This is a genomic window from Streptomyces sp. NPDC020192, from assembly GCF_044388685.1.
Classification (GTDB): domain Bacteria; phylum Actinomycetota; class Actinomycetes; order Streptomycetales; family Streptomycetaceae; genus Streptomyces.
Window position 1 is genome coordinate 57,404 of sequence record NZ_JBIRXG010000031.1, and the last position, 22,661, is coordinate 80,064.

The 22,661-nt window shown below is 71.4% G+C and carries 14 protein-coding genes; 8 read left to right on the top strand and 6 right to left on the bottom strand.

Annotated elements, in window-relative coordinates:
* Positions 1-434: 434 nt before the first annotated feature.
* Entirely contained in the window at positions 435-896 is a 462-nt protein-coding gene (locus ACH47Z_RS38785) for a MarR family winged helix-turn-helix transcriptional regulator (RefSeq protein ID WP_399082572.1), read from the bottom strand.
* Between the two features lie 146 nt (positions 897-1,042).
* On the opposite strand from ACH47Z_RS38785, the gene ACH47Z_RS38790 reads away from it, so the two are divergent.
* Complete coding sequence (locus ACH47Z_RS38790) at positions 1,043-1,330, top strand: hypothetical protein (protein ID WP_399082575.1); 288 nt, start codon at positions 1,043-1,045, stop codon at positions 1,328-1,330.
* A gap of 144 nt (positions 1,331-1,474) precedes the next feature.
* Here the strand turns inward: ACH47Z_RS38790 and ACH47Z_RS38795 are convergent, their stop codons facing one another.
* On the bottom strand, positions 1,475-1,891 hold the full coding sequence (locus ACH47Z_RS38795) for a DUF3592 domain-containing protein (RefSeq protein ID WP_399082577.1): 417 nt from the start codon (positions 1,889-1,891) through the stop codon (positions 1,475-1,477).
* Positions 1,892-3,236: 1,345 nt separating this feature from the next.
* Here ACH47Z_RS38795 and ACH47Z_RS38800 point away from each other — a divergent pair.
* Positions 3,237-4,982, top strand: coding sequence for a sigma-70 family RNA polymerase sigma factor (locus ACH47Z_RS38800; protein ID WP_399082580.1), 1,746 nt, complete (start codon positions 3,237-3,239; stop codon positions 4,980-4,982).
* Between the two features lie 98 nt (positions 4,983-5,080).
* Here the strand turns inward: ACH47Z_RS38800 and ACH47Z_RS38805 are convergent, their stop codons facing one another.
* Positions 5,081-5,806 (bottom strand): SDR family oxidoreductase, encoded by a 726-nt coding sequence (locus ACH47Z_RS38805; RefSeq protein ID WP_399082583.1) that lies wholly within the window; start codon positions 5,804-5,806, stop codon positions 5,081-5,083.
* Positions 5,807-5,912: 106 nt separating this feature from the next.
* Between ACH47Z_RS38805 and ACH47Z_RS38810 the strand changes: the two genes are divergently transcribed.
* Both ACH47Z_RS38810 and ACH47Z_RS38815 read left to right on the top strand, forming a co-directional pair.
* On the top strand, positions 5,913-6,761 hold the full coding sequence (locus tag ACH47Z_RS38810; RefSeq protein ID WP_399082586.1) for a LysR family transcriptional regulator: 849 nt from the start codon (positions 5,913-5,915) through the stop codon (positions 6,759-6,761).
* Between the two features lie 181 nt (positions 6,762-6,942).
* A complete protein-coding gene (locus ACH47Z_RS38815; protein WP_399082589.1) occupies positions 6,943-7,974 on the top strand; it encodes a 3-oxoacyl-ACP synthase III family protein in 1,032 nt (343 codons plus the stop codon).
* A gap of 26 nt (positions 7,975-8,000) precedes the next feature.
* Here the strand turns inward: ACH47Z_RS38815 and ACH47Z_RS38820 are convergent, their stop codons facing one another.
* Both ACH47Z_RS38820 and ACH47Z_RS38825 read right to left on the bottom strand, forming a co-directional pair.
* Positions 8,001-8,753 (bottom strand): thioesterase II family protein, encoded by a 753-nt coding sequence (locus ACH47Z_RS38820; RefSeq protein ID WP_399082592.1) that lies wholly within the window; start codon positions 8,751-8,753, stop codon positions 8,001-8,003.
* A gap of 164 nt (positions 8,754-8,917) precedes the next feature.
* Positions 8,918-10,474 carry an MFS transporter gene (locus tag ACH47Z_RS38825; protein ID WP_399082595.1) on the bottom strand — a complete coding sequence of 519 codons (1,557 nt, stop codon included), beginning with the start codon at positions 10,472-10,474 and terminating at the stop codon, positions 8,918-8,920.
* Between the two features lie 132 nt (positions 10,475-10,606).
* Here ACH47Z_RS38825 and ACH47Z_RS38830 point away from each other — a divergent pair, with 132 nt between their 5' ends.
* The 3 genes from ACH47Z_RS38830 (at position 10,607) to ccrA (ending at position 15,585) form a co-directional block, all read left to right on the top strand.
* Entirely contained in the window at positions 10,607-11,092 is a 486-nt protein-coding gene (locus ACH47Z_RS38830) for a GbsR/MarR family transcriptional regulator (RefSeq protein WP_399082598.1), read from the top strand.
* 421 nt (positions 11,093-11,513) lie between these two features.
* A complete protein-coding gene (locus ACH47Z_RS38835; protein WP_399082601.1) occupies positions 11,514-14,231 on the top strand; it encodes a LuxR C-terminal-related transcriptional regulator in 2,718 nt (905 codons plus the stop codon).
* Between the two features lie 10 nt (positions 14,232-14,241).
* Complete coding sequence (ccrA, locus tag ACH47Z_RS38840) at positions 14,242-15,585, top strand: crotonyl-CoA carboxylase/reductase (RefSeq protein WP_399082604.1); 1,344 nt, start codon at positions 14,242-14,244, stop codon at positions 15,583-15,585.
* Positions 15,586-15,658: 73 nt separating this feature from the next.
* Here the strand turns inward: ccrA and ACH47Z_RS38845 are convergent, their stop codons facing one another.
* Positions 15,659-17,371, bottom strand: coding sequence for a 3-hydroxyacyl-CoA dehydrogenase family protein (locus tag ACH47Z_RS38845; protein WP_399082607.1), 1,713 nt, complete (start codon positions 17,369-17,371; stop codon positions 15,659-15,661).
* A 330-nt stretch (positions 17,372-17,701) separates the two neighbouring features.
* Here ACH47Z_RS38845 and ACH47Z_RS38850 point away from each other — a divergent pair.
* Positions 17,702-22,661, top strand: a 4,960-nt coding sequence (locus ACH47Z_RS38850; protein ID WP_399082610.1) for a beta-ketoacyl synthase N-terminal-like domain-containing protein, incomplete at its 3' end; no start/stop codon positions are given.

Sequence of the window (22,661 nt, forward strand, 5' to 3'; positions counted from 1 at the left end):
CCGCGGCCCGCGCCTGTCCGAGCCATAGAAGGGGCCTGGGGCCGGTCGGCGGCGGTGCAGCCCTGGGCGATCAGCCGCCAGAACGCGAACATCCCGGCGGCAGGGACGCGATCGGGGCCGGCTGGTCCATCGCGACCTGACGTCCTCCGCCCAGGCCCCGGAGAACGCGGACGGGTTCACCCCGTACCTCGGCGTCGCCTACCGCGCGAGCGACGGGCCGACTGAACCCATCAACCGGACCCTCGACGGGCTCGCGCCCGCCCCGGCACACTCCTGCACTTCCAGCGCGAAGCCACAGACTTCGGCGCTTCAGAGTTACGGCGGTGGGAGGCCGAGCGAGAACCCGATGAAGTCCATCGCCTCGAAGCATCGCAGTCGGTAACGACCCCTCGCTCACCATCGATGAGCGAGGGGTCGTCCCATTTCCCTCGCCTCTACGGCAGGCCGGCGCGGTTCGCCATCACGCGCAGCGCCTCGTCCAGCGCCTTCCGTTGCTCCTCCGCCAGCCCGGCCACGAACTCCTCGTCCAGGGTCCGTGCCATGGACGTGCAGTGGTCCAGCAGACCTTGCCCCTCCTCGGTGAGTGTCAGTACCTGCCGTCGGCGGTCCTGCGGATCCCGGACCCGCTGAACCGCGCCGAGACCCTCCAGGTAGTCGGCCAGCGACACCATCAGGCTGGGCGCGACGCCCATCCGTGCGGCCAGTTCCTGTTGGGACGCCACGGCAGCAAGGCTGAGCGTGGCCATCAGCCCGACGTGCTTGGGTTTGAGGCCCAGCCCCTCGATCTCCCGTGCGAACCGGTCGGTGACCACCGTGCCGAGAGTGCCGAGCCTGAACACCACGGTCGAGGTCAGGCCCGAGGTATCGCCGGCCGTCGCCTCATTGACATCGCTCATGTCGAGAATGGTAGCCTCAAAAAACCATTCATGGTGAGAATGATTCACGGGGAGACGTAATGATGAGCTCGTCCGCTGTCCAAGCCATCCTCATTGCCACAAACGGTCTCGCCTCCCTCGCCTCGGCCGGCTTCTGCATCGGCGGAATGATCAGGCCTGACCTCGCCCTGCCCAAGGGCGTGGTCGTCAACGGGGGCACACGTCTCTACGCGAACGCCTACGGAGCCCGCGCGATCCCCCTCGCCGCCGTCACCCTCGCCCTGTTCGCCATGGGCGACCGGTCTACCGTCGCCCCCGTTCTCGCCGTCGCCGGCCTGGCCCAGATCGGCGACTCCGCGATCGGCGTACAGCAGCGCAACAGGGGCATGGCCATCTGCGCCGGCCTCCTCGGTGTCCTTCACCTCGCGTCGGCGTGGTGGTTCCACACGCACTGAACGCTCAGTGGCCAGGTTCGCCAGGCTGTGCTCCACGTGTGCCCAGAGGTGCCCGACGGGGATGGAGACCCGCCAGGCCAAGGACCTGGGCGTGCCGGGGTCGTCCGGCTCGATCCCGGAAGTATTCCGGCACTTGTCGGCCCGTCAGGCGTTTGCGGACGCCAGCGCGACCAGAAAGCAGGCGAAGCCGCCGGCACCGAGCGCAAGCGCGGCCATGACTCCCGCCTCCACCAGCAGGCGCCGTGAACGGTCCGGGATCACCCGCGCTTTCAACGGATGCTGTGAGTCGTAGACCACGGGGAGGCGGTCACCGACCACATGGCGCGTTCCGCCCCAGCGCCGAGCAGGGATGTAAGCCCACCCACGACGCCCGTCGGGGAGGTCGAACCCGATGACCGCGCGCAGCTGGATCCCGCCATCGGAGCCTTCGTCCTCCCAGATACCGTCGACGGCGCCGGTGGTCCGCACGCCGTGCCGATGCAGCCGCACCGTCCGGACCGCCACCAGCACAAGCCGTCCGGCGAGGGCGACCATCAGCATCGCCTGCACCACGAAGATCATCTGAAGCACCGTGTCCGCCAATCCACCCCGGGGCGCTGACAGCTGATGGGACGCCGAATGCCGGCATGTAAGTTTCCACAGCCGCAACTCACGGCGCACGTTCAGCTGTACGAACCGTGCCTGCCCAGGCGTACCCGAGCGCCGCCCGGGGGTCAGGACGGGTACTCGGCGTTGTGGACGGTGTCCGTGCCGGCTTTGCTCCTTGCCCCACTCGTGCAGTTGCTCGGCGTCGCGTGTAGCGACCGCGCTGTGGTCCGAGCAGAGGAACTTCTCCGAGGTCGCGGATTGCTTGGCGGCCTCGCTGGTGCGGGCCGTCGCCGCCAGGCAGAGCACGGCTGCAGAGCACGGAGGAAAACGGCGGGGCAGGGCCCGCCCCCGCCGTCGGTACGGGGCGGGTTCAGTGCTTGATCGCGTCGACCCTGTCGTTCTTGTCGATGCGTCCGGGGCGGCGCTCGTGGAGCCTCCGTCGCCGGCAGCGTCGTCAACGTACTCGTCGTCCCCGCCGGCCGGGTCCGCGGTGTCCGTGCCGGCCGGGCGCGCGGTGGCCAGGGGTGTCCTCTTCCGGAGCAGTCAGGCGTGGGCAGCCTGGTTCGCCTGGCCGGTGCCGGGGTCCTCTCCTCAGACCTCGGCGCCCTGCCGGCTCTCGGCCAGGTTGACCTTTCGGCCGTTGTAGTCGGCGATGACCGTTCCGTTCGCGTCGGCAGCGGCCGCGATCGGGCCGGCCTCCGCGGCCGGATGCAGGGCCTCCTCCTCGTCCCGGCCGGCGCACCGCAGCCGGCAGCAGTCCGGGCAGGACCGGCGCCCCGTAGTCCCACGCCCGGAGACGGAATGCGGGCGGCTCCACCGTGCCGTCGGCCCGGTCCGCGCCGGCGGGCAGGATCCGGTCCACCTCGCGCGCGGACGGTGCCGTGCCGAGTGTTTCCCGCACCTGCTGTTCCACACCGGCGGCCCGGGTGGGCCAGCAGCCGGGCGGCTGGCCGGAAACCCGACCGTGAGCTCGACCGCCCGGTCCCACCACTCCCCCACCTCACCGGTGCCGGTGGCGGGCAGGTGCGCTCGCCCGGCGGGACGCCGGCCGCGGCGTCCGCCGTGCCCTGCCCGATGCGACCCACAGAAGGCAGCGTGGCCTCGCTGGTCGAACCGGTCGTACACACGTGGCGCCCGCCTCCCGGAGATCCGTGTGACCTCCTTCATTGCGGCCGGTGTGCCGATGCTGTGAGCCTTCGCGTCGGACCACTCACCGAGGAAGTCGAACAATTCTCCGAGTACCTGTTATCGGCGCCGCGCCGAGCGGTCTCCCAGATATCGGACAGCACCGTTCGGCGTCGAGGACAGGGAAGCATTGATGAGTACACAGCGCACGGCGGAGTCGGCGGCACTGGTGAACGCCGCCCGAGCCGGAGATCCATCGGCCCAGGACGCCCTGGTGAGCGCCTATCTCCCGCTGGTCTACAACATCGTGGGCCGGGCGCTGAACGGCTCCGTCGACGTCGACGACGTGGTCCAGGAGACCATGCTCCGTGCCCTCGACGCACTCGGCGATCTGCGCACCCCCGAGAGTTTCCGCTCCTGGCTCGTGGCCATCGCCATGAACCGTGTCCGGGCGCACCGGCAGGACCGGCGGTTCGCCCCCGGCGCCGTCGAGGAGGCCAGTGAACTCGCTGACCCGGGCGCCGACTTCGTGGACCTGACCATCGTGCGGCTCCAGCTGTCCGGGCAGCGGCAGGAGACCGCCCGCGCGACCCGCTGGCTGGAGCCGGACGACCAGGAAGTGCTGTCGCTGTGGTGGCTGGAGTGCGCCGGTGAACTGACCCGCGTCGAAGTCGCCGCGGCCCTGGAACTGTCGCCACAGCACACCGCGGTGCGCGTGCAGCGGATGAAGGCACGCCTCGAGGCGGCTCGCGTGGTGGTACGGCTGCTCGACACGCGGCCACCGTGCGAGGACCAGCGCGCCGTGCTGGCCACCTGGGACGGCATACCCTCGGCACTGTGGCGCAAGCGGATAGCGCGGCACGCCCGGGACTGCGCCCGATGCGGCGGTCTGTGGCACGGCCTGTTGCCCGTCGAGGGCCTGCTGGCCGGGCTGGCCCTGGTCGCGGTGTCGTCGGCGCTGCTCGCCACCACCCGTTCGGCCGTGGCGGCCTCGGCCGCGGCGACCACCCCGCTCCCCGTGCCGGGTTCCGCCCCGGTCGGCGGCGGTACGGGGTACGGCGTCCCTTCTGCTCCCGAGCCGTATGCGGGCGGCGACTACGCGGTCGCCCGGCTGGACTCCGGCGCGAGCCACGCCGACCCGGCCTACCCGTCCGGCACAGGCCCGGGCGGGGCCGAGTACCCCGCGCAGCCCGGCCGACAGGCGTCCCGCAGTAACGCCCGGCGGCGCCGGCGCATACGGCGGCGGGCTGTCGGCGGAGCCGTGGCGGTGGCCTGCGTGACGGGCGTCTGCATCTGGTACGCCGCCCCGAACCCCGAGCCGCACACCGCCACCACCGCACGGTCCGCCGACGAGCCGGCCGTCGGCCTCGCGGAGCCCAGTGCAGTGCCGACCTCGCCGTCGGCCTCGGCGTCCCCGTCACCGTCCCCGACGCACACGAAGAAAAAGACCCCCGCCAAGAAGAGCCCCCGCCCCGCCCGGAGCACCGCCACACCCACACCCCGGCCGTCCGCCACCACGAGTGCCCCCACCTCGCCGCAGGCACCGCCGACAGCCTCCGGCCAGGTCGCCCAGGTCATCGCTCTGGTGAACCAGCAGCGAGCAGCCGCCGGATGCGCACCGGTCAGCGAGAACGCGGAACTGGACAAGGCCGCGCAGGGCCACTCCGACGACATGGCCGCCCGCAGCTACTTCGACCACGTCAGCCCGGACGGCACCGACCCCGGACAGCGCATCACCGCGGCCGGCTACCACTGGTCCACGTACGGCGAGAACATCGCCCAGGGCCAGCCGACGCCACAGGCCGTCATGGACGCGTGGATGAACAGCCCAGGCCATCGCGCCAACATCCTCAACTGCGGGTTCAAAGAGCTGGGCGTGGGCGTCCACAACGGCTCGGGCGGCCCGCTGTGGACCCAGGACTTCGGCGCCAAACTCTGAGCCTGCGGTCTCTCACCGCGCAGGGCGTCGACGTCGTCGAGCGAGCCGAGGCGTCGGAGCGGTCGATGGTGCGTCGATGTCCTTCACCGGTATGCGGGTCACCAGGGCACCTCCCCTGCGTCGTCGAAGAAGCTGCCCGTCGGGCCGTCCTCGGGCAGGGTCGCCAGCCGGATCGCGATCACCGCGCCCTGTTCGGGGGTGCGCACGCCGCGGAAACCGTTGAGGTCGGTCGCGCAGTAGCCGGGGCAGGCGGCGTTGACCAGGATGTTCGTGTCGCGCAGTTCCTTGGCGTACTGGACGGTGACGGCGTTGAGGAACGTCTTCGACGGCGCGTAGGCGACGGCGATCGGGCCCGTTTCGGCGCCGGGAGTGCTCTGCAGGGTGAGGGAGCCGACGCTGCTGGACATGTTCACGATCCGTGGCGACGCCGAGCGGCGCAGCAACGGCAGCATCGCGTTGGTGACGCGGATGACACCGATCACGTTGGTCTCCACGGCCGCCAGCACCGTCGCGGGGTCGACCGTGGTGGGCATCTGTGGCGCGTTGCCGGTGATCCCGGCGTTGTTGACGAGCACGTCCAGGCGTCCGCCGCGGTCCTCGATCAGCCCGGCGGCGGCGGTCACGCTCGCGTCGTCGGTCACGTCGAGCGGTACGCCGAACGCGTCGGCGCCGGCCGCCCGCAGCTTCGCCACAGCGGCCTCGCGCCGCTCCTCGTCCCGGGCGCCGACCCCGACCCTCCAGCCGAGGGCGCCCAGACCGGCCGCGATCTCGTACCCGATGCCCTTGTTCGCGCCGGTCACCAGCGCGATCGTCTGTTCGTTCATACGGCTGATCCTCTCCGGGCGCGGCGGCATGCGGCCAACACCGATCGGGTGGGCAGCGATACCTCACGGGTATCGATCCCCGGGTGGGGCCAGTTAGCATCACGGTGTGGAGACACGGGAGTTGCGGTACTTCGTCGCCGTCGCCGAGGAGCTGCACTTCGGGAGGGCCGCGCAGCGGCTCGGGATCGCGCAGCCGCCGCTGTCGCGGGCGATCCACCAGCTCGAACGGCGCCTCGGGGCGGCACTGCTGGAACGCACCAGCCGCACGGTCACCCTGACCGGGGCCGGGTCGGTGCTGCTGCGGGAGGCCCGGGCGGCGCTGGACGCGGTCGAGGCCGCCGAGCGTCGTACTCGCCGTGCCGCCCTCGCCGCGACCGGCCACGCCGACCTGGTCCTTGCCACGAAGGCGGGCGCATCCAGCGAACTGCTGGCCGAACTGCTCGACGCCTACGCCGCAGAACCCCATGCGGTCACCGTGGATCTGCTCCTGTGCGGAATCGGCGAGCAGGAACGAATGCTGCGCGACGGCCGGGCCGACGTGGCTCTGCTGCACCTGCCGTTCGACACCACGGCCGGCTTCGACACCGAGGAACTCTGCACGGAGAGACAGGTCGTGGTGTTGCCGGCCGGGCATCCCCTCACCGGCCGGACCCACGTGCGGATGGCTGACGTCACCGACCTGCCCGGCCTGCCGATGCCGCGCTGGCCCGGCCGCGACGGTACGTACCCGGACGGCCCCGGACCGCAGGCCCGCGACCATACGCAGCTGCTCCAGCTGATCGCGCTCGGCCGCGCCTGCTGGATCGCGCCGGAGTCCTGCCGGGCCCAACTGCGCGACGATCTCGCCGCCGTACCGGTGCTCGACGCGCCGACGGTCACGACAGTGATCGCATGGCCGCCGCACAGCCGGTCCCGAGCCGTCGCCGGCCTCGTCGAGGCCGCGACACGCCTCTGAAAGCTCGCAAGACGATCACTTCGCCGACCTGCGGCCTTGCGCGGCGTGCCGGTGCCCACCGCATCCATCGCACGGCGATAAGGGGGCGCCTGCGCACATTAGGGGTTACCGGCCCAAGCCGCCGATTCCTACCCTCGGAAGGGCGCTCGGGCCCGCGTGGACCATCGACTGGGAGCAGCCTGTGACCGCTCAACGGGGACCATCCGGCATCGGCATTCGCGGGACCGGCTCATTCCTGCCCGTCGCCACCGTGTCCAACTCCGTCGTCGCCGAACAGGCCGGCGTGACGGCCGACTGGATCGTACGCAAGACGAGGATCAGGGAGCGCCGGTACGCCGCCGAACACGAGGCGACCTCCGACCTGGCCGTAGCCGCCGCCACGGCCGCCCTGGCCGACGCCGCCGTCGAGGCCGCGGACCTCGGCTGGATCGTGGTGGCGACGTCGACCCCCGATCACCCGCAGCCGCCCACCGCGAGCCTCGTGCAGCACCGCCTCGGTGCCACGGGGGCGGCCGCGTTCGACGTCAACGCCGTGTGCAGCGGGTTCGTCCACGCGCTGGTCGTCGTGGCCGCCCTGCTGGCCGCCGACGCGACACGAGTCCCGCGGTACGGCCTGGTGGTGGGTGCCGAGGTGTACTCGCGGATCATCGATCCCTCCGACCGGCGTACGGCGGTGCTGTTCGGCGACGGGGCCGGGGCGGTGGTGCTCGGTCCGGTGCGGGACGGGTACGGAATCGTCGGATCGGACCTGACCGGCTTCGGCGAGCACCACGACATGATCGGTGTCCCCGCGGGCGGCAGCCGCAAGCCCGCCTCGGAGAAGACGCTCGCCTCGGGCGAGCACTGGTTCCGGATGCGCGGGCGTGCCGTACGCGACTTCGTCATGGCCGAACTGCCCGCCGGAATAGGGCGGTTGCTCGCCGTGTGCGACACCGCCCCGGAAGCGGTGGACCACTTCGTGCCGCACCAGGCCAACGGGGCGATGCTGGAGGAGGTCGTGCCCCTGCTGGGCCTGCCTCGCGCGCGCACGCACCTGATGGTGGCCGAGCACGCCAACACGGGCGCGGCGTCCGTACCGCTCGCTCTCGACGCTGCGCGGCGCGGCGGACTCCTCGGCGACGGGGACACCTTGCTGCTCGCGGGGTTCGGCGGAGGCATGTCCATCGGCACCGCCCTGGTGCGCTGGGACGCGGATGCCGTATCCGCCCGCTGACACCGACAACCGGGGCCTGCGTCGTGTCAGGCCCCGATCCGGTCGCGGAGCAGCTTCAGGACGTCCGCCTGGTGGGCGGTGAGGTAGAAGTGGCCGCCATGGAACACGCGCAGGTCGACATCGCCGGCGGTGTGCTGACGCCAGGCCTCGGCCTCGGCGAGCGTGACCTTCGGGTCGCTGTCGCCCACCAGCACCGTCACCGGGCAGGACAGGGGGGCCGCGGGGCGGTGCTCGTAGGTCTCGATCGCGCGGTAGTCGGCGCGCAGCGCCGGCAGGATCATGGCGAGGAGGTCGTCGTCGGCGAGCAGCGCCGCGTCCGTCCCGGCGAGCGACTTCAGCTCGCGTACGAGACCCTCGTCGTCGCGGAGATGCACTGTCTCGGTACGGCGGGTGGCCGGCCCGCGGCGGCCTGAGACGTACAGCGCCGCCGGGTCGGAGCCGGTCGACTCCCGTAGGCGGAGGGCGACTTCGTAGGCGACGACCGCGCCCATGCTGTGCCCGAACAGGTGCAGTGGCTCGTCGCGCCAGGGGGCGAGAGCCTCGGTGACACGGTCCGCCAGGCGGCGGATGTCCTGGATCGGCTGCTCGTGCCTGCGCTCCTGCCGGCCGGGGTACTGCACCGCGAGGACGTCGATGTCCGGGCTCAGTCCGGTGGCCATGGGGAAGTAGAAGCTGGCGGAGCCTCCGGCGTGCGGGAAGCACACGAGGCGCGGCGACCCCGGCGAGGCCGTGCGGTACTGCCGTATCCACGCGCCGTTGTCCACCGTTGATGTGCTCAACCGACTGCCCCCGCTCCAGGAAGTTCCGAACACCTCGCGGCGAGGCTAACCAGGAAGCGGATGGCGGGTAACCCCTAACTTTTCGTGCACGACGCCACGGAAGGCACCGACGGTCCGACCGTCGGGGGATTCCGGCCGGACCGTCGGCAGTCGACAGGGGCTCGCTAGAGCGCGCCCCCCGCCTGTGCGTCGGAGTGGGCGACGGCGTCCCCGCCCCGATTCGCGCGCTCCTGCTGCCGCGGCATGAAGGCGACCGCCAGCACCGTGCCGACCACGGCGATCGCGCCGCACACGATCAGCATCACGTTCATGCCGTGGACGAAGGAGTCCTGTACGGAGGAGAGCAGGCTCGGTGAGTGCAGCTTCTGGGCGACGACGACGCCGGCGGAGACGCTCTCCCGTGCCGCGGCCGCGGCCGGGGCGGGGATCGCGCCGACCTCCAGCTGGCTGTGGTAGGCGTTGGTGAGCACCGTGCCCAGGATCGCGACGCCGACGGTGCCGCCGACCTGACGGACCGTCTGGATGACGGCCGACCCCACGCCGCTGCGCTCGGTCGGCAGAGCGCCGAGCGCCGAGTCCACGGCCAGCGGCAGGGCGAGACCCGTGCCGAGGCCGACGAGCGCGATCCAGGTGGCCGCGTACCCGTACGAGGTGCCGGTGTCCGTCACCGAGCCCATGAACAGGCCGACCGCCATGAACAGGAACCCGGTGGAGATCAGGCCCTTGGCGCCCGCCTTGGGCGCGACCTTGCCGCCCACCCGGGCGCCCACGATGATGCCGCCGATGATCGGCAGCAGCCTGAGGCCGGTGCCCAGCGCGTCGGCACCGAGGACGGCCTGGTAGTACTGCGGCACGGTGAACAGCAGGCCGAAGAGAGCGAAGGACACGACGGTCGCCATCATCGCGCCCCAGGTGAAGGCGGGCGACTTGAAGAGGGAGAGGTCCACCAGCGGCTTGCCGCCCGGCCGGGCACCGAGCAGGCGCTGCCAGGCCACGAACAGGAGCACGAGGACCACGCCGCCGATCAGCATCGTGAGCGTCGTACCGTCCCCCCAGCCCTTCTCGCCCGCGTCGATCGCGCCGTACGTCACGCCGGCGAGGCCGGCGCTCGACAGCAGCACGCCGACCAGGTCGAGTCCCGGGGGCTCCGGGCTGCGGGAGTCGGGCATGAGCAGCATCACGGCGACGATCGCGATGGCCACCATCGGGACGTTGATGAGGAAGACGGAACCCCACCAGAAGTTGTCCAGCAGCCAGCCGCCGACGATCGGGCCGAGCGGGAGTCCGAGCGCGCTCGCCGTCACGACCATGCCGATGGCCTTCGGCCGCTCCTCGTCGTCGAACATCACGGGGAGCACGGACAGCGACAGCGGGAAGATGAAGCCGGCGCCCAGGCCGAGCAGGGCCCGCCACCAGATCAGGGCGTCCGTGGAGCCGGAGTAGGCGCAGCCGACGGAGGCGGCGCCGAACAGGACCAGTGCCGCGACGAGCAGCTTCTTGCGACCGAAGCGGTCGCCGGAGAGTCCGGCCGGCAGCAGCACCGCCGCGAAGACCAGATTGTAGGCATTGGCGAACCACTGGAGCTGGCTGGTCGAGGCCTGGAGATCAGTGGCGAGCGTGGGCAGGGCGACGTTCAGCACCGTCGTGTCCAGGCCCACCACCAGCGCACTGAGGGCGAGGGCGCCTACAGCCCACCACCGTCGGGCACTTGGGACGCTCATGTCGGCATCCATCCTTCGGTTGTTTCTGACGTGCCACACATTTCATATGTGACATTAGCTTCACACATTCGTGAAGTCAATGAATGATGTAAACTCTCAGCCGTACACAACGACCCGAGGAGGCGACGCAGGGTGACCGACAAGCCCGCACAGGCCCGTGACCAGGGGGCCGTGCTCAAGTTCATCGAGCGCTTCGCGGGCGCCCTGACCGAAGCGGGCTTCCCCCGCATGCCCGCCCGGGTCTTCGTGGCGCTGTTCGCCTCGGACTCCGGCCACCTGACCGCGGGAGAACTCGCCGAACAGCTCCAGGTGAGCCCGGCCGCCATCTCCGGGGCCGTGCGCTATCTGACCCAGGTGAACCTCGCCATCCGGGAGCGCGAACCGGGTGCCCGCCAGGACCGCTTCCGGGTGGAGGGCAACGTCTGGTACGAGCTGATGCGCCGCCGCGACCGCGAACTCGCCCGCTGGGAGGACAGCCTGCGCGAAGGTATCGACGCGCTCGGCCGGGACACCCCGGCCGGGGCCAAACTCGCGGCGACGCTACCCTTTTTCGAGTTCATGCAGAAGGAACTGTCGGAGATGCTGGAACGCTGGCAAAACCGGGAGGGAAGCGACTGACGTCACGCGGACTCCCGCTCCGCAGGCGCCAGAAACACGCCAAATCTTCACATGGCCCACAGCGTCGTCACGGTCCGGCCACCAGCGCCGGAACGATGCTCAAGCGTTCCCTTTGCCCGCAAAAGGCCACCCCCTACCCCTACCCTTATCGACCCCTAAGGCTCCGGGCCGCCTCCCCCGGCTCCGGCGTCGACTGACATAGCATCCCTTTACGGCAGCCGCACGTCGAACCATCCGCCTGTCGTACGGCTGACGAAAAACGAACCTCTCGGGAGTCCATTCCGTCGGTTCTCCAGCCACTGTGTGCCATGCGCAATCCGAGGAAGCCCGTGCGTGAGGCAAAGATGAGGAGTGCACGCCGGGAAACAGCCGGATCTGAAGTGTCAGGCCGGCCGAAAAATCGGGGGTTCTTTTCTCTGCCATGGAATTCTTCGAACAGCGAACAGATTGGCATGCTCTTCAGGCCGCCTTCGACGACGTGGTGTCCGGTGAGTCCCGGACGGCCCTCATCGAAGCCGGGGTGGCCTGTGGAAAGAGCACGGCGCTCGAGTGGATCGGCGAGCACGCGGCCGCCCGCGGCGCCCTGGTCCTGCACGCCGTGGGATCACTGTCCGCCAGCGGCACACCGCTGGGTGTCGTGCGCCAGCTCATCGACTGTCCATCGTTTCCCGATCGCGCGCGCGAGCGCCTCCTCGCCGACCTCGGCCGGGGAGATCACGCGCAGTTCTCCGCGCTGGTACGGAATATCGCCAGCCGTGTTCCTGTGGTGGTCAGCGTCGACGATGTGCATCACGTGGACGTCGACTCGCTGCACTGTCTCCTCCATCTCGTCGGCCACAACCGCAAGAGCCGCATTCTGACCCTCTTCGCCCAGTCGCTGTCGTGGGTGCCTCAAGACCCCACGTTCGACACCGAATTGCTGCGACAGCACAATTTCCGGCGGGTCCGGCTCAGTCCGCTGTCCCTCGTCGGCGTGGCCGGAATGCTCCTGGCGCATCCCGATGTCGATGCCGACGCGGAGCTGACGGCCTACTTGCACGCCGCCAGCGGCGGCAACCCGCTGCTGCTGCGCGCCCTCGTCGAGGACCAGCTGGCCGCCCACTGGTTCCCGGGCGCCGATGGTGAACGCGCCGAGCCCGGCGTCTCGTTCAGCCGGGCCGTGCTGACCTGCCTGCACCGGGGCGGCCCTCGTATGCGCGACGCCGCCACCGCACTGGCCATCCTGGGCGAGTCGGAGTACCGCGAGTTACTCGGGCCACTCGCCGGGTTGTCGGCGGCGGACCTCGTCCAGGCCCAGCACGCCCTCGACGGCACCGGCATCACCGAGAACCGCCGGTTTCGCCACTGCCTGGCCAGAGCGGCGGTGCTGGACAGCCTCACCCCCGCCGACCGACGCACCCTGCACCTCAGGGCGGCCACCCTGCTGCACCGGCACGGCGCGCCCGTCGGCGAGGTCGCCGCACACCTGCTGGCGGCCGGGGACACCGTGGACGCCTGGGGTGTCACGGCGCTCAAGGGCGCGGCCGAGGAAGCGCTCGCCGCCGACCGCGCGCGGGAGGCGATCGCCTGTCTGGAACTCGCCCATGACGGCTGCACGGACGCACGGACCCGGGCCGAGATCACGGTCCGACTCGCCTGCGTCACCTGGCGCGTCAACCCCGCCACAGCGGAGGATCCGTATCTCTCGCAGTCCCTGTCCGCGCTGTGGTCCGGGCTCCTGCCGACGCCGTTCATCACCCCGCTGGCCAATCTGCTGGTCGCCCATGGCCGCCTCGACGAGGCACGGCACGCCCTGGGCCGGCTCCATGAGTTGGCCGGCCACGGCCGGGCCCTGCCGACGGACACCGAGATCATGGACCTGTGGGAGTGGGACGTCCACTTCCCGGCGCCGGCGCAGGACACTCCGCCGACGCAGGAACGTCACGCCAGGCTGCTGAGCCTGCACCCCGGACGGCACGACCCCGCCTCCCCCGCGGTGATCGAACGGTTCCTCCAGGTGTCTCCGCTGACGGACACCACGCTCACGGCCGTCATCACCGCGATCAAGTCGCTCATCCATCACGACCGCGTGGACCTCGCGGAGAACTGGTGCGACGTGTTCCTCGCGGAGTCCAAGCGGCGCGGCGCTCCCGGCTGGGAGGTGCTGTTCGCCTCGCTGCGCGCCGAGATCGCACTGCACCAGGGCAGGCTCACCCACGCCGCCGCGTACGCCGGCCAGGCGCTGGACGCGGTGCCGGAGCACAGCGGGCCGTTCTTCATCGGCGGCCCCATCTCGAGCCTGGTGCTGGCGCACACCGCGATGGGCGACTACGAGTCCGCGGCGCGACGGCTCAACCAGTCCGTGCCGGAAGCCCTGTTCAAGAACGTCTACGGCCTGCGCTATCTGCGCGCCCGGGGACGCTACTACCTCGCCTCCAACCGGGCGCACGCGGCGCTCAGCGACTTCCTCGACGCCGGCCGACTCGCCGTGCGCTGGGGGGCCGACCGGCCGACGCTGCTGCCGTGGCGCACGGACGCCGCCGAGGCCTGGCTGGAACTGGGCGACCCGGAGCAGGCGGAGCGGCTCATCACCGACCAGCTCCAGATGCGGGACGTGGTCAACTCGCGAGTGCGGGGGGTCTCCCTGCGGCTGCGCGCGATGACCGTGGATGCCAAGCTGCGTCCTCGGCTGCTGACCAAGGCGCTGGAGGCGATCCAGGCCTCCGGGGACCGGCTGGAGATGGCCCGTGTCCTGGACGCCCTCGGTGACGCGCAGCAGGCGCTGGGCGACACGACCCGTGCCGCGGCGGCGAAGCGCCGGGCCCGGCACATGGCCCTGGAGTGCGGGGTCACGGCGTGGGAAGGCCCTCGGCAGTCCGTTCCCGCCCAGGCCAGGCCGGGGCAGGAGAGCTGGTCGGCCGAACAGCCCACCGCTTCCGCCGCCGGGAAGCTCAGCGAGTCGGAGCGGCGCGTTGCCGCGCTGGCCGCCTGCGGTTACACCAACCGTGACATATCGACCAAGCTCTACATCACCGTGAGCACGGTGGAACAGCACCTCACCCGGGTCTACCGGAAGCTGGAGATCTCACGCCGTGAGCAGCTGCCGCCCGACCTCCAGTTCAGCCTGCACGAGAGCGACTGCCAGTCCATCGCCACATAGGGGGACCAGGGTGGAAGAGATCATCAGTGCCGTACTGTCCGAGGACGCGGTCGACCGGGACTTCGCCGCTCTCCCCGTGCCGGAGCACTATCGCGGGGCGGTGGTCCGCAAGGACGAGGTGGGCATGTTCGAGGGGCTCGCGATCGCGGACAAGGACCCGCGCAAGTCCGTGCACATCCAGGAGGTGCCGACCCCGCTGCCCGCGCCCGGCGAGGCGCTCATCGCCGTCATGGCGAGTGCGATCAACTACAACACCGTGTGGAGCGCCCTCTTCGAACCACTGCCCACCTTCTCCTTCCTGGAACGCTACGCACGCTCCGGCCCGGACGCGGCCCGCCACGACCGGCCGTACCATGTGCTGGGTTCGGACCTGTCCGGGGTGGTGCTGCGCACCGGTCCGGGGGTGCGGCGCTGGAAGCCGGGTGACCGGGTGGTGGCCCACTGTCTGTCCGTCGAGCTGGAGTCTCCCGACGGGCACGACGACACGATGCTCGACCCGGAGCAGCGGATCTGGGGCTTCGAGACCAACTACGGCGGCCTGGCCGAGCTTGCACTCGTCAAGGCCAACCAGCTGATGCCGATGCCGAACCACCTCACCTGGGAGGAGGCGGCCTCCTCCGGCCTGGTCAACTCCACGGCGTACCGGCAGCTCGTCTCGCGCAACGGCGCCGGGATGAAGCAGGGCGACGTGGTGCTGATCTGGGGCGCGGGCGGCGGACTCGGCTCGTACGCGACCCAACTCGCCCTCAACGGCGGGGCGATACCGGTCTGTGTGGTGTCCGACCCGCGCAAGGCCGAGCTGGTCCGGTCGATGGGCGCCGAGCTCGTCATCGACCGGACCGCCGAGGGCTACCGCTTCTGGAAGGACCCGGACACCCAGGATCCCCGGGAATGGCGGCGCTTCGGCGCCCGGATCCGGGAGCTGACGGGCGGGGAGGACGCGGACATCGTGGTGGAGCACCCGGGCCGGGAGACCTTCGGTGCCAGCGTCTATGTCGCGCGCCGCGGCGGCACGGTGGTGACGTGCGCGTCCACGGCCGGCTACCAGCACCAGTACGACAACCGGTACCTGTGGATGTCGCTGAAGCGCATCGTGGGCAGTCACTTCGCCAACTACCGGGAGGCGTGGGAGGCCAACCGGCTGATAGCGCGCGGCATGGTCCACCCCACGCTGTCCACCGTCTTCCCGCTCGCGGCGACGGGTGAGGCCACGCGCGAGGTCCACGCCAACCGGCACAGCGGCAAGGTCGGCGTCCTGTGCCTGGCTCCCACCGAGGGACTCGGCGTACGCGACGAGGAGACGCGGCAACGGCACCTCCCGGCCCTCAACCGGTTCCGCACGGCACCTCGGTAAGCCCGAGGGACAGGGCAGGAGTGGCCCGGCGCGACGATGATGCCGCGCTGGGCCACTCGTGCGACGACATCGGCTACACGCTGTCGTACGACCGGAACCCGCGCCCCGTCTTGCGGCCCAGGTAGCCCGCCTCCACGAGTTGCTCGAGCGGGCGGGCCGGGGTGAGCGCGGGTTCGCGGAAGGTGCGGTGCAGGGTGCGCTGGATGGCCAGCGAGACGTCGAGGCCGATCACGTCGAGCAGGTGGAAGGGGCCCATGGGGAATCCGTGGCCGGCCGTCATCACCGTGTCGATCTCGTCGGCGGTGGCCACCCCCTCGCGCAGCATGCCCACCGCCCGGTTGAGGTACGGGAAGAGCAGGGCGTTGACGATGAAGCCGGCCCGGTCCGAACAGTCGACGGGACGTTTCCCGAGTGCGGCGGCGGCCGCGTGTGCGGTGGACACGGTCTCCTGAGCGGTCAGCACCGTCTGGACGACCTCCACGAGTTTCATGACCGGCGCGGGATTGAAGAAGTGCATGCCCAGCACGTCCTGCGGGCGCCCGGTGGCGGTCGCACACTCGATGACGGGCAGGCTCGAGGTGGAGGTGGCGAGCACCGCGCCCGGCCGGCACACCCGGTCCAGCTCGGCGAACACACCCCGCTTGACGGCGAGATCCTCGGCGACGGCCTCCACGACGAGGTCGCAGTCGGTGAGTGCCTCGAAAGCGGACGCGCCACTGAGCCGGGCCATGGTCGCGGCGAGCTCCTCGGGGGTCCGCCGACCGCGGCGGACCTGGCGATCCAACGAGCGCCCGACGGCCGCCAGCGCCTCCTTCGCCCTCACCTCGCTGCGGGCGACCAGGGTCGTGGGGTGCCCGGAGCGGGCGCAGACCTCGGCGATGCCGGTGGCCATGGTGCCGGAGCCGACGACGCCGATGGTGTGGACCCTGCGCGGTGGGGCCGCCGGGCCCGCCGTCCGTTCGGCACCGCCCGTCTCGCCGCCGTAGTCGTGGAAGCCCCGCCCCGACTTCACGCCCAGCAGCCCCGCCGCGACCCTGTGGGACAGGGCGGGAGCGGGGGCATAACTGCGGTCGCCCGTGCGCTGGTAGAGCACTTCCAGGGTGGCGTGCGCGGTGTCGAGCCCCATGGCGTCGAGCTGGGCCAGCGGGCCCAGGGGCAGTCCGCAGCCCAGGGTCATCGCCGTATCGATGCCCTCCTTCGTGGCGTACCGCTGCTCGTACATGGTGGCGGCGCCGTTCAGGTACAGCATCGCGAGGGCTCCGCCGACGAAACCCGGGCTGTCGGTACTGCACACGGCGGTGGTGCCGAGGCCGTGGAGCAAGTCACGGACGTCGTCGGCCAGTGCCCGCGGCGTGACGGGGGTGGCGATCAGCTCGACCGCGCCCGCACCGCCTTCCGGGGCTGTGGGGAAGAGGTGCAGACCGATCGTCTTCGTCATCCGTCCCGACTCGAAGGCGAGGGTGGTCACGGACAGGGACGAGGTGGTCGTGGCGAACACGGTGTCGCCCGGGCACACTTCGTGGGCCCGGGCGAGGATCTGCCGTTTCAGCTCGGCTCGTTCGGGGACCGCCTCGATGACCAGGTCCGCGCGGGAGACGTCGGCGAAGCGGGTGGTGAACTCGATGCCGTCGGCGTCTGCCGTCCGCGTCCGACCGCGTTCCAGGGCTTTCTCGCCCACATCGACCGCGATCACCCGGTGCCCGGCGCGCGCCAGTAATGCGACAAGAGCGGAGCCCGTTATGCCGAGCCCGACCACCGCGACCGTGGAGAAACGCTGTTGTGCCATGCCCATGAGTCCTTTCGTCAATGGACCGTTGGGACGGGGAGAACAAGCAGGGGGATCGATGTGGGAGGCAGCCCGGTTATGCGGGGTTACGCTACGAAACAGCAGGTCGGCAGCCCACCCCTGACCTTCCCCCTATCTCCCCCAGAGTCGGCGTCCGACGGTTAGGGGTTGGTCCACCGATCCGCTCCCTCCTAGGCTCCGAGCAGGCGTGCTCATCGGTTTTTCTGCGGAGCGCGCTTCTTTTCTTCGGTCTTTCCAGGTCCGTCGGACTTTCCGAGTACGGGGAATGCGGGAGGGCATGTGGATTCCGCGGCACGCACGCAGGAGAACGTGTCAGCGCACGAGCCGATTGCGGTGATCGGCCTGTCCTGCCGTTTTCCGCAGGCACCCGACCCACAGGCGTACTGGCGGCTGCTCCGCGACGGCGTCAGCGCGGTCACCCGCGTCCCCGAGGAACGCTGGACCCTCGCCGAGGGCGCGGCGGACCCGGGCGCGCGATGGGGTGCGTTCCTCGACGACGTGGGCGGCTTCGACGCGTCGTTCTTCGGACTCGCGCCCCGTGAGGCGACGGCCATGGATCCCCAGCAGCGCCTCGTGCTGGAGCTCGGCTGGGAGGCCCTCGAGGACGCGGGTATCGTGCCGGCCGATCTCGCGGCCACGACGACCGGCGTGTTCGTCGGCGCCATCTGGGACGACTACGCCGCTCTGACCCGCCAGGGCGGCGAGCCGGCGATCGGCCGCCACACCGCCACCGGCCTGCACCGCGGCATGATCGCCAACCGGCTCTCGTACGTGCTGGGCCTCACCGGCCCGAGTCTGACGCTGGACACCGCGCAGTCCTCGGCCCTGGTCGCGGTGCACGAGGCCTGCCAGAGCATCCTGCACGGCGAGTCGACGCTCGCCGTGGCGGGCGGGGTCAACCTCAACCTGGTGCCCGGCAGTTCGCTCATGCAGGAGCGCTTCGGCGGGCTGTCCCCGGACGGACGCTGCTTCACCTTCGACGCGCGGGCCAACGGGTATGTGCGCGGTGAGGGCGGCGGCCTGGTGGTGCTCAAGCCGCTCGCCCGGGCCCTCGCCGACGGTGACTCCGTGTACTGCGTGATCCGCGGCAGCGCGGTCAACAACGACGGAGCCACCGAGGGGCTCACCGTGCCCAGCCCGACGGCGCAGGAACAGGTGGTCCGGCTCGCCCAGCAGCGGGCCGGCGTCACCCCGGCCGAGGTGCAGTACGTCGAGCTGCACGGCACCGGCACCCGGCGCGGCGACCCGGTCGAGGCAGCCGCGCTCGGCGCGGTGTTCCGGGACACCGGGACTCCGGTACGCGTCGGATCGGCCAAGACCAACATCGGGCACCTGGAGGGTGCCGCGGGCATCGCCGGCCTGATCAAGGCCGTGCTGTGCGTGCGCCACCGGCACCTCGTCCCGAACCTCAACTTCGTCTCCGCCCACCCCGACATCCCCCTCGACACGCTGAACCTGCGCGTACAGACGGAGCTGGAGTCCTGGCCCCGGGAGGAGCGCCCGCTGGTCGCGGGCGTCAGTTCCTTCGGCATGGGCGGCACCAACTGCCACCTGGTCCTGTCCGAGCCGGCACCACTCGGGCGGCCCGCGAACCGGGACACCGAACCGCCGACACCCCGGAGCCCGGTGCTGCTGCTTCCCGTCTCGGCCCGCACCCAGCAGGCACTGTACGCCCAGGCCCGTACGCTCCGCGCCGCGGTGGCCTCCGCGCCCGCCGTCCGGCCGCTGGATGTCGCCCACTCGCTCGCGACGACCCGTACGGCCTTCGAGCATCGCGCGGTACTGCTCGCGACCGACCGGGACGGCGTCCTGTCCGCGCTGGACGCGCTGGCGGCCGACGAGCCCTCCGCACAGGTGGTGCGGGGTGAACCGCTGCACGGCAAGGCGGCGTTCCTCTTCTCCGGGCAGGGCAGCCAGCGCGCCGGAATGGGGCGCGAGCTGCACGAGGCGTTCCCGGCCTACGCCGAGGCGTTCGACGAGGTGTGCGCCGTGCTCGACGCCCACCTCGGACACCAACTGCCCCTGAAGGACGTGGTGTTCGCGGCGGAAGGCACGCCCGAGGCAGCACTGTTGCATCGTACCGAGTACACCCAGCCCGCCCTGTTCGCCGTCGAGACGGCCCTGTACCGGCTGCTGCGGCACTGGGGTGTGGCCCCCGGCCTCCTCCTCGGGCACTCCATCGGCGAGCTCGCGGCGGCGCACGCGGCCGGCGTGCTGTCCCTCGAGGACAGCTGCGCACTGGTGGCCGCACGCGGTCGCCTGATGGGCGAACTCCCCCCGGGCGGCGCCATGGTGGCCGTACAGGCCACCGAGGCCGACGTACGGGCCGCGCTCGCGGGACTTCAGGCGCGGCTGTCGCTCGCCGCGGTCAACGGACCCACGTCCATGGTCGTCGCCGGTGACGAGGACGCGGTCCTCGAACTCGCCGCGCGCTGGCGGGCCGAGGGCCGGAAGACCAAGCGTCTCCAGGTCAGCCACGCCTTCCACTCCCCCCGCATGGACGCCATGCTCGACGCGTTCCGGGACACCGCGAGCCGGCTGACGTACCACGCCCCGCACACCCCGCTGGTGTCCAACCTCACCGGACGTCCGGCGAGCGCCGAGGAGATCTGCTCCGCGGACTACTGGGTGCGCCACGCGCGCGAGGCCGTCCGCTTCCACGACGGGATGCGCGCCCTCGAGGCCGCGGGCGTGTCCACGTTCGTCGAACTCGGCCCGGACGGCGTCCTGACCTCGATGGCCCGGGACTGCGTCACCTCGGCGGACACGGCCTTCGTACCCGTGCTGCGCGGCTCGCGACCGGAGATCCGCGCGATCGCCGGAGCACTGGCCCGGCTGCATGTGCACGCGGTGTCCGTCGACTGGCGGCGGTTCTACGACGGCTGCGGCGCCGAGCGCGTCGACCTGCCGACGTACGCCTTCCAGCGCCGCCGGTACTGGATCGCCCGGCCCACGGACGCCGAGACGCCGACCGTAGTGTCGTACGCCACGACGCCCGCGCCGGAGGAGACGGACCGCCGGCCCGGCACCGACGGGAGCGGAACCCCGCCCCTGCGGCAGCGCCTTGAGAAACTGGGCCCGGCCGATCAGGAACGCACCGTACTGGACCTCGTCCGTGCCCAGGTCGCGGCCGTGCTGGAGCACGACACACCCGACGAGATCGACGCCCGCACGACCTTCAAGGGGCTGGGCTTCGACTCGCTCACCCTGGTCGAGCTCCGCGACCGGCTCACCCGGGCCATCGGGCTCGCCCTCGCGCCGTCGCTCCTCTTCGACCACCCGACACCGGCCCGGCTGGCGGAGCACCTGCGCTCGCTCGTCCTCGGCGGTGAACCGTCGGACGCGCTCGAGGTACCGGCGACCCCGGCCACGGCCGACGAGCCGATCGCGATCGTGGCCATGGCCTGCCGCTTCCCCGGCGGCGTGACCTCGCCCGACGAGCTGTGGCGGCTGGTGGCCGAGGGCGGCGACGCGATCTCCGGATTTCCCGCCGACCGGGGCTGGGACATGGACGCCCTCTACGACCCCGATCCCACGCGGACCGGGAAGAACTACGTGCGCGAGGGCGGCTTCCTCGACGGGGCCGCCGAGTTCGACGCCGAGTTCTTCGGCATCTCCCCCCGCGAGGCCCTCGCCATGGACCCGCAGCAGCGGCTGGTGCTGGAGACGTCGTGGGAGGCGCTGGAGCGGGCCGGCATCGCGCCCGGGTCACTGCGCGGTTCTCGCACCGGCGTGTTCGTCGGGACCACGTTCCAGGACTACGGCCCACGGCTGCACCAGGGCACCGAGGGAACCGAGGGCTACCTCCTGACGGGTGGCACACCCAGCGTGGCGTCGGGGCGGGTGGCGTACGCGCTCGGCCTGGAGGGCCCCGCGGTGACCGTCGACACGGCGTGCTCGTCCTCGCTGGTGGCGCTGCACATGGCCGGCCGGGCGCTGCGGACCGGCGAGTGCACGATGGCCCTGGTCGGCGGGGTGACCGTGATGGCCACGCCGGGCATGTTCGTCGAGCTGAGCCGGCAGCGGGCGCTGTCCCCGGACGGCCGCTGCAAGTCCTTCTCGGCCGCTGCCGACGGCACGGGGTGGGCCGAGGGCGTGGGCATGCTGCTGGTGGAGCGCCTCTCCGACGCCCGCCGGGCCGGACACCGGGTCCTGGCCGTCGTACGCGGATCCGCCATCAACCAGGACGGCGCGAGCAACGGCCTCACCGCGCCCAACGGCCTCGCGCAGCAGCGCGTCATCCGTCAGGCCCTCACCGACGCCGGGCTCACCCCTGCCGACGTCGACGCGGTGGAGGCGCACGGCACGGGGACCCGGCTGGGCGACCCGATCGAGGCGCAGGCGCTGCTGGCGACGTACGGCCGGGAACGCTCGCAGGACAGCCCGTTGTGGCTGGGCTCGGTGAAGTCCAACATCGGGCACACACAGTGCGCCGCGGGTGTCGCGGGCGTGATCAAGATGGTCATGGCGATGCGCCACGGGGTGCTCCCCCGCACCCTGCACGTGGACGAACCCTCCCCGCACATCGACTGGAGCGCGGGTGCCGTCTCCCTGCTCACCGAACCCGTGGACTGGCAGCCGGTCGACCGCCCTCGCCGGGCCGGCGTCTCCTCCTTCGGGATCAGCGGGACCAACGCCCATGTCATCCTCGAACACACGCCGGAGGACGGGGACTTCGGCGGGGACCTCGGCGGGGACCGTACGCCGGTCCCGAGTACGGCAGCGGCCTCCGACGCGCCTCCGCTGGTCCTCAGCGCCTCCGACCCGCGGGCACTGCGTGAACAGGCGGAGCGGTTGCGGTCGTTCGTCACGGACCGCCCCGACCTCTCGTTGAGGGATGTCGGGTTCACCCTCGCGACCGGGCGAGAGGCTCTGGATCAGCGAGCGGTGGTGGTCGCACAGGACCGCGACGGTCTTCTGACTGGCCTCGCGGACCTGGCCGCGGGCGAGCCGGGGGCCGGGGTCGTCACGGGCATCGTCGGCCACCGCGGCAAGACGGTGTTCGTCTTCCCCGGACAGGGCAGCCAATGGGCCGGCATGGGACGCGAACTCCTCGACACCTCACCCGTGTTCGCCGACCGAATCACCGCATGCGAGACCGCACTCGCACCCTACGTCGACTGGTCACTCACCGACGTCCTACGCGGCAACGACGACGCACCCGGACTCGACCACATCGAAGTCCTCCAACCCGTCCTCTTCGCCGTCATGATCTCCCTCGCCGCCCTCTGGCAACACCACGGCATCCACCCCGACGCCGTCACCGGCC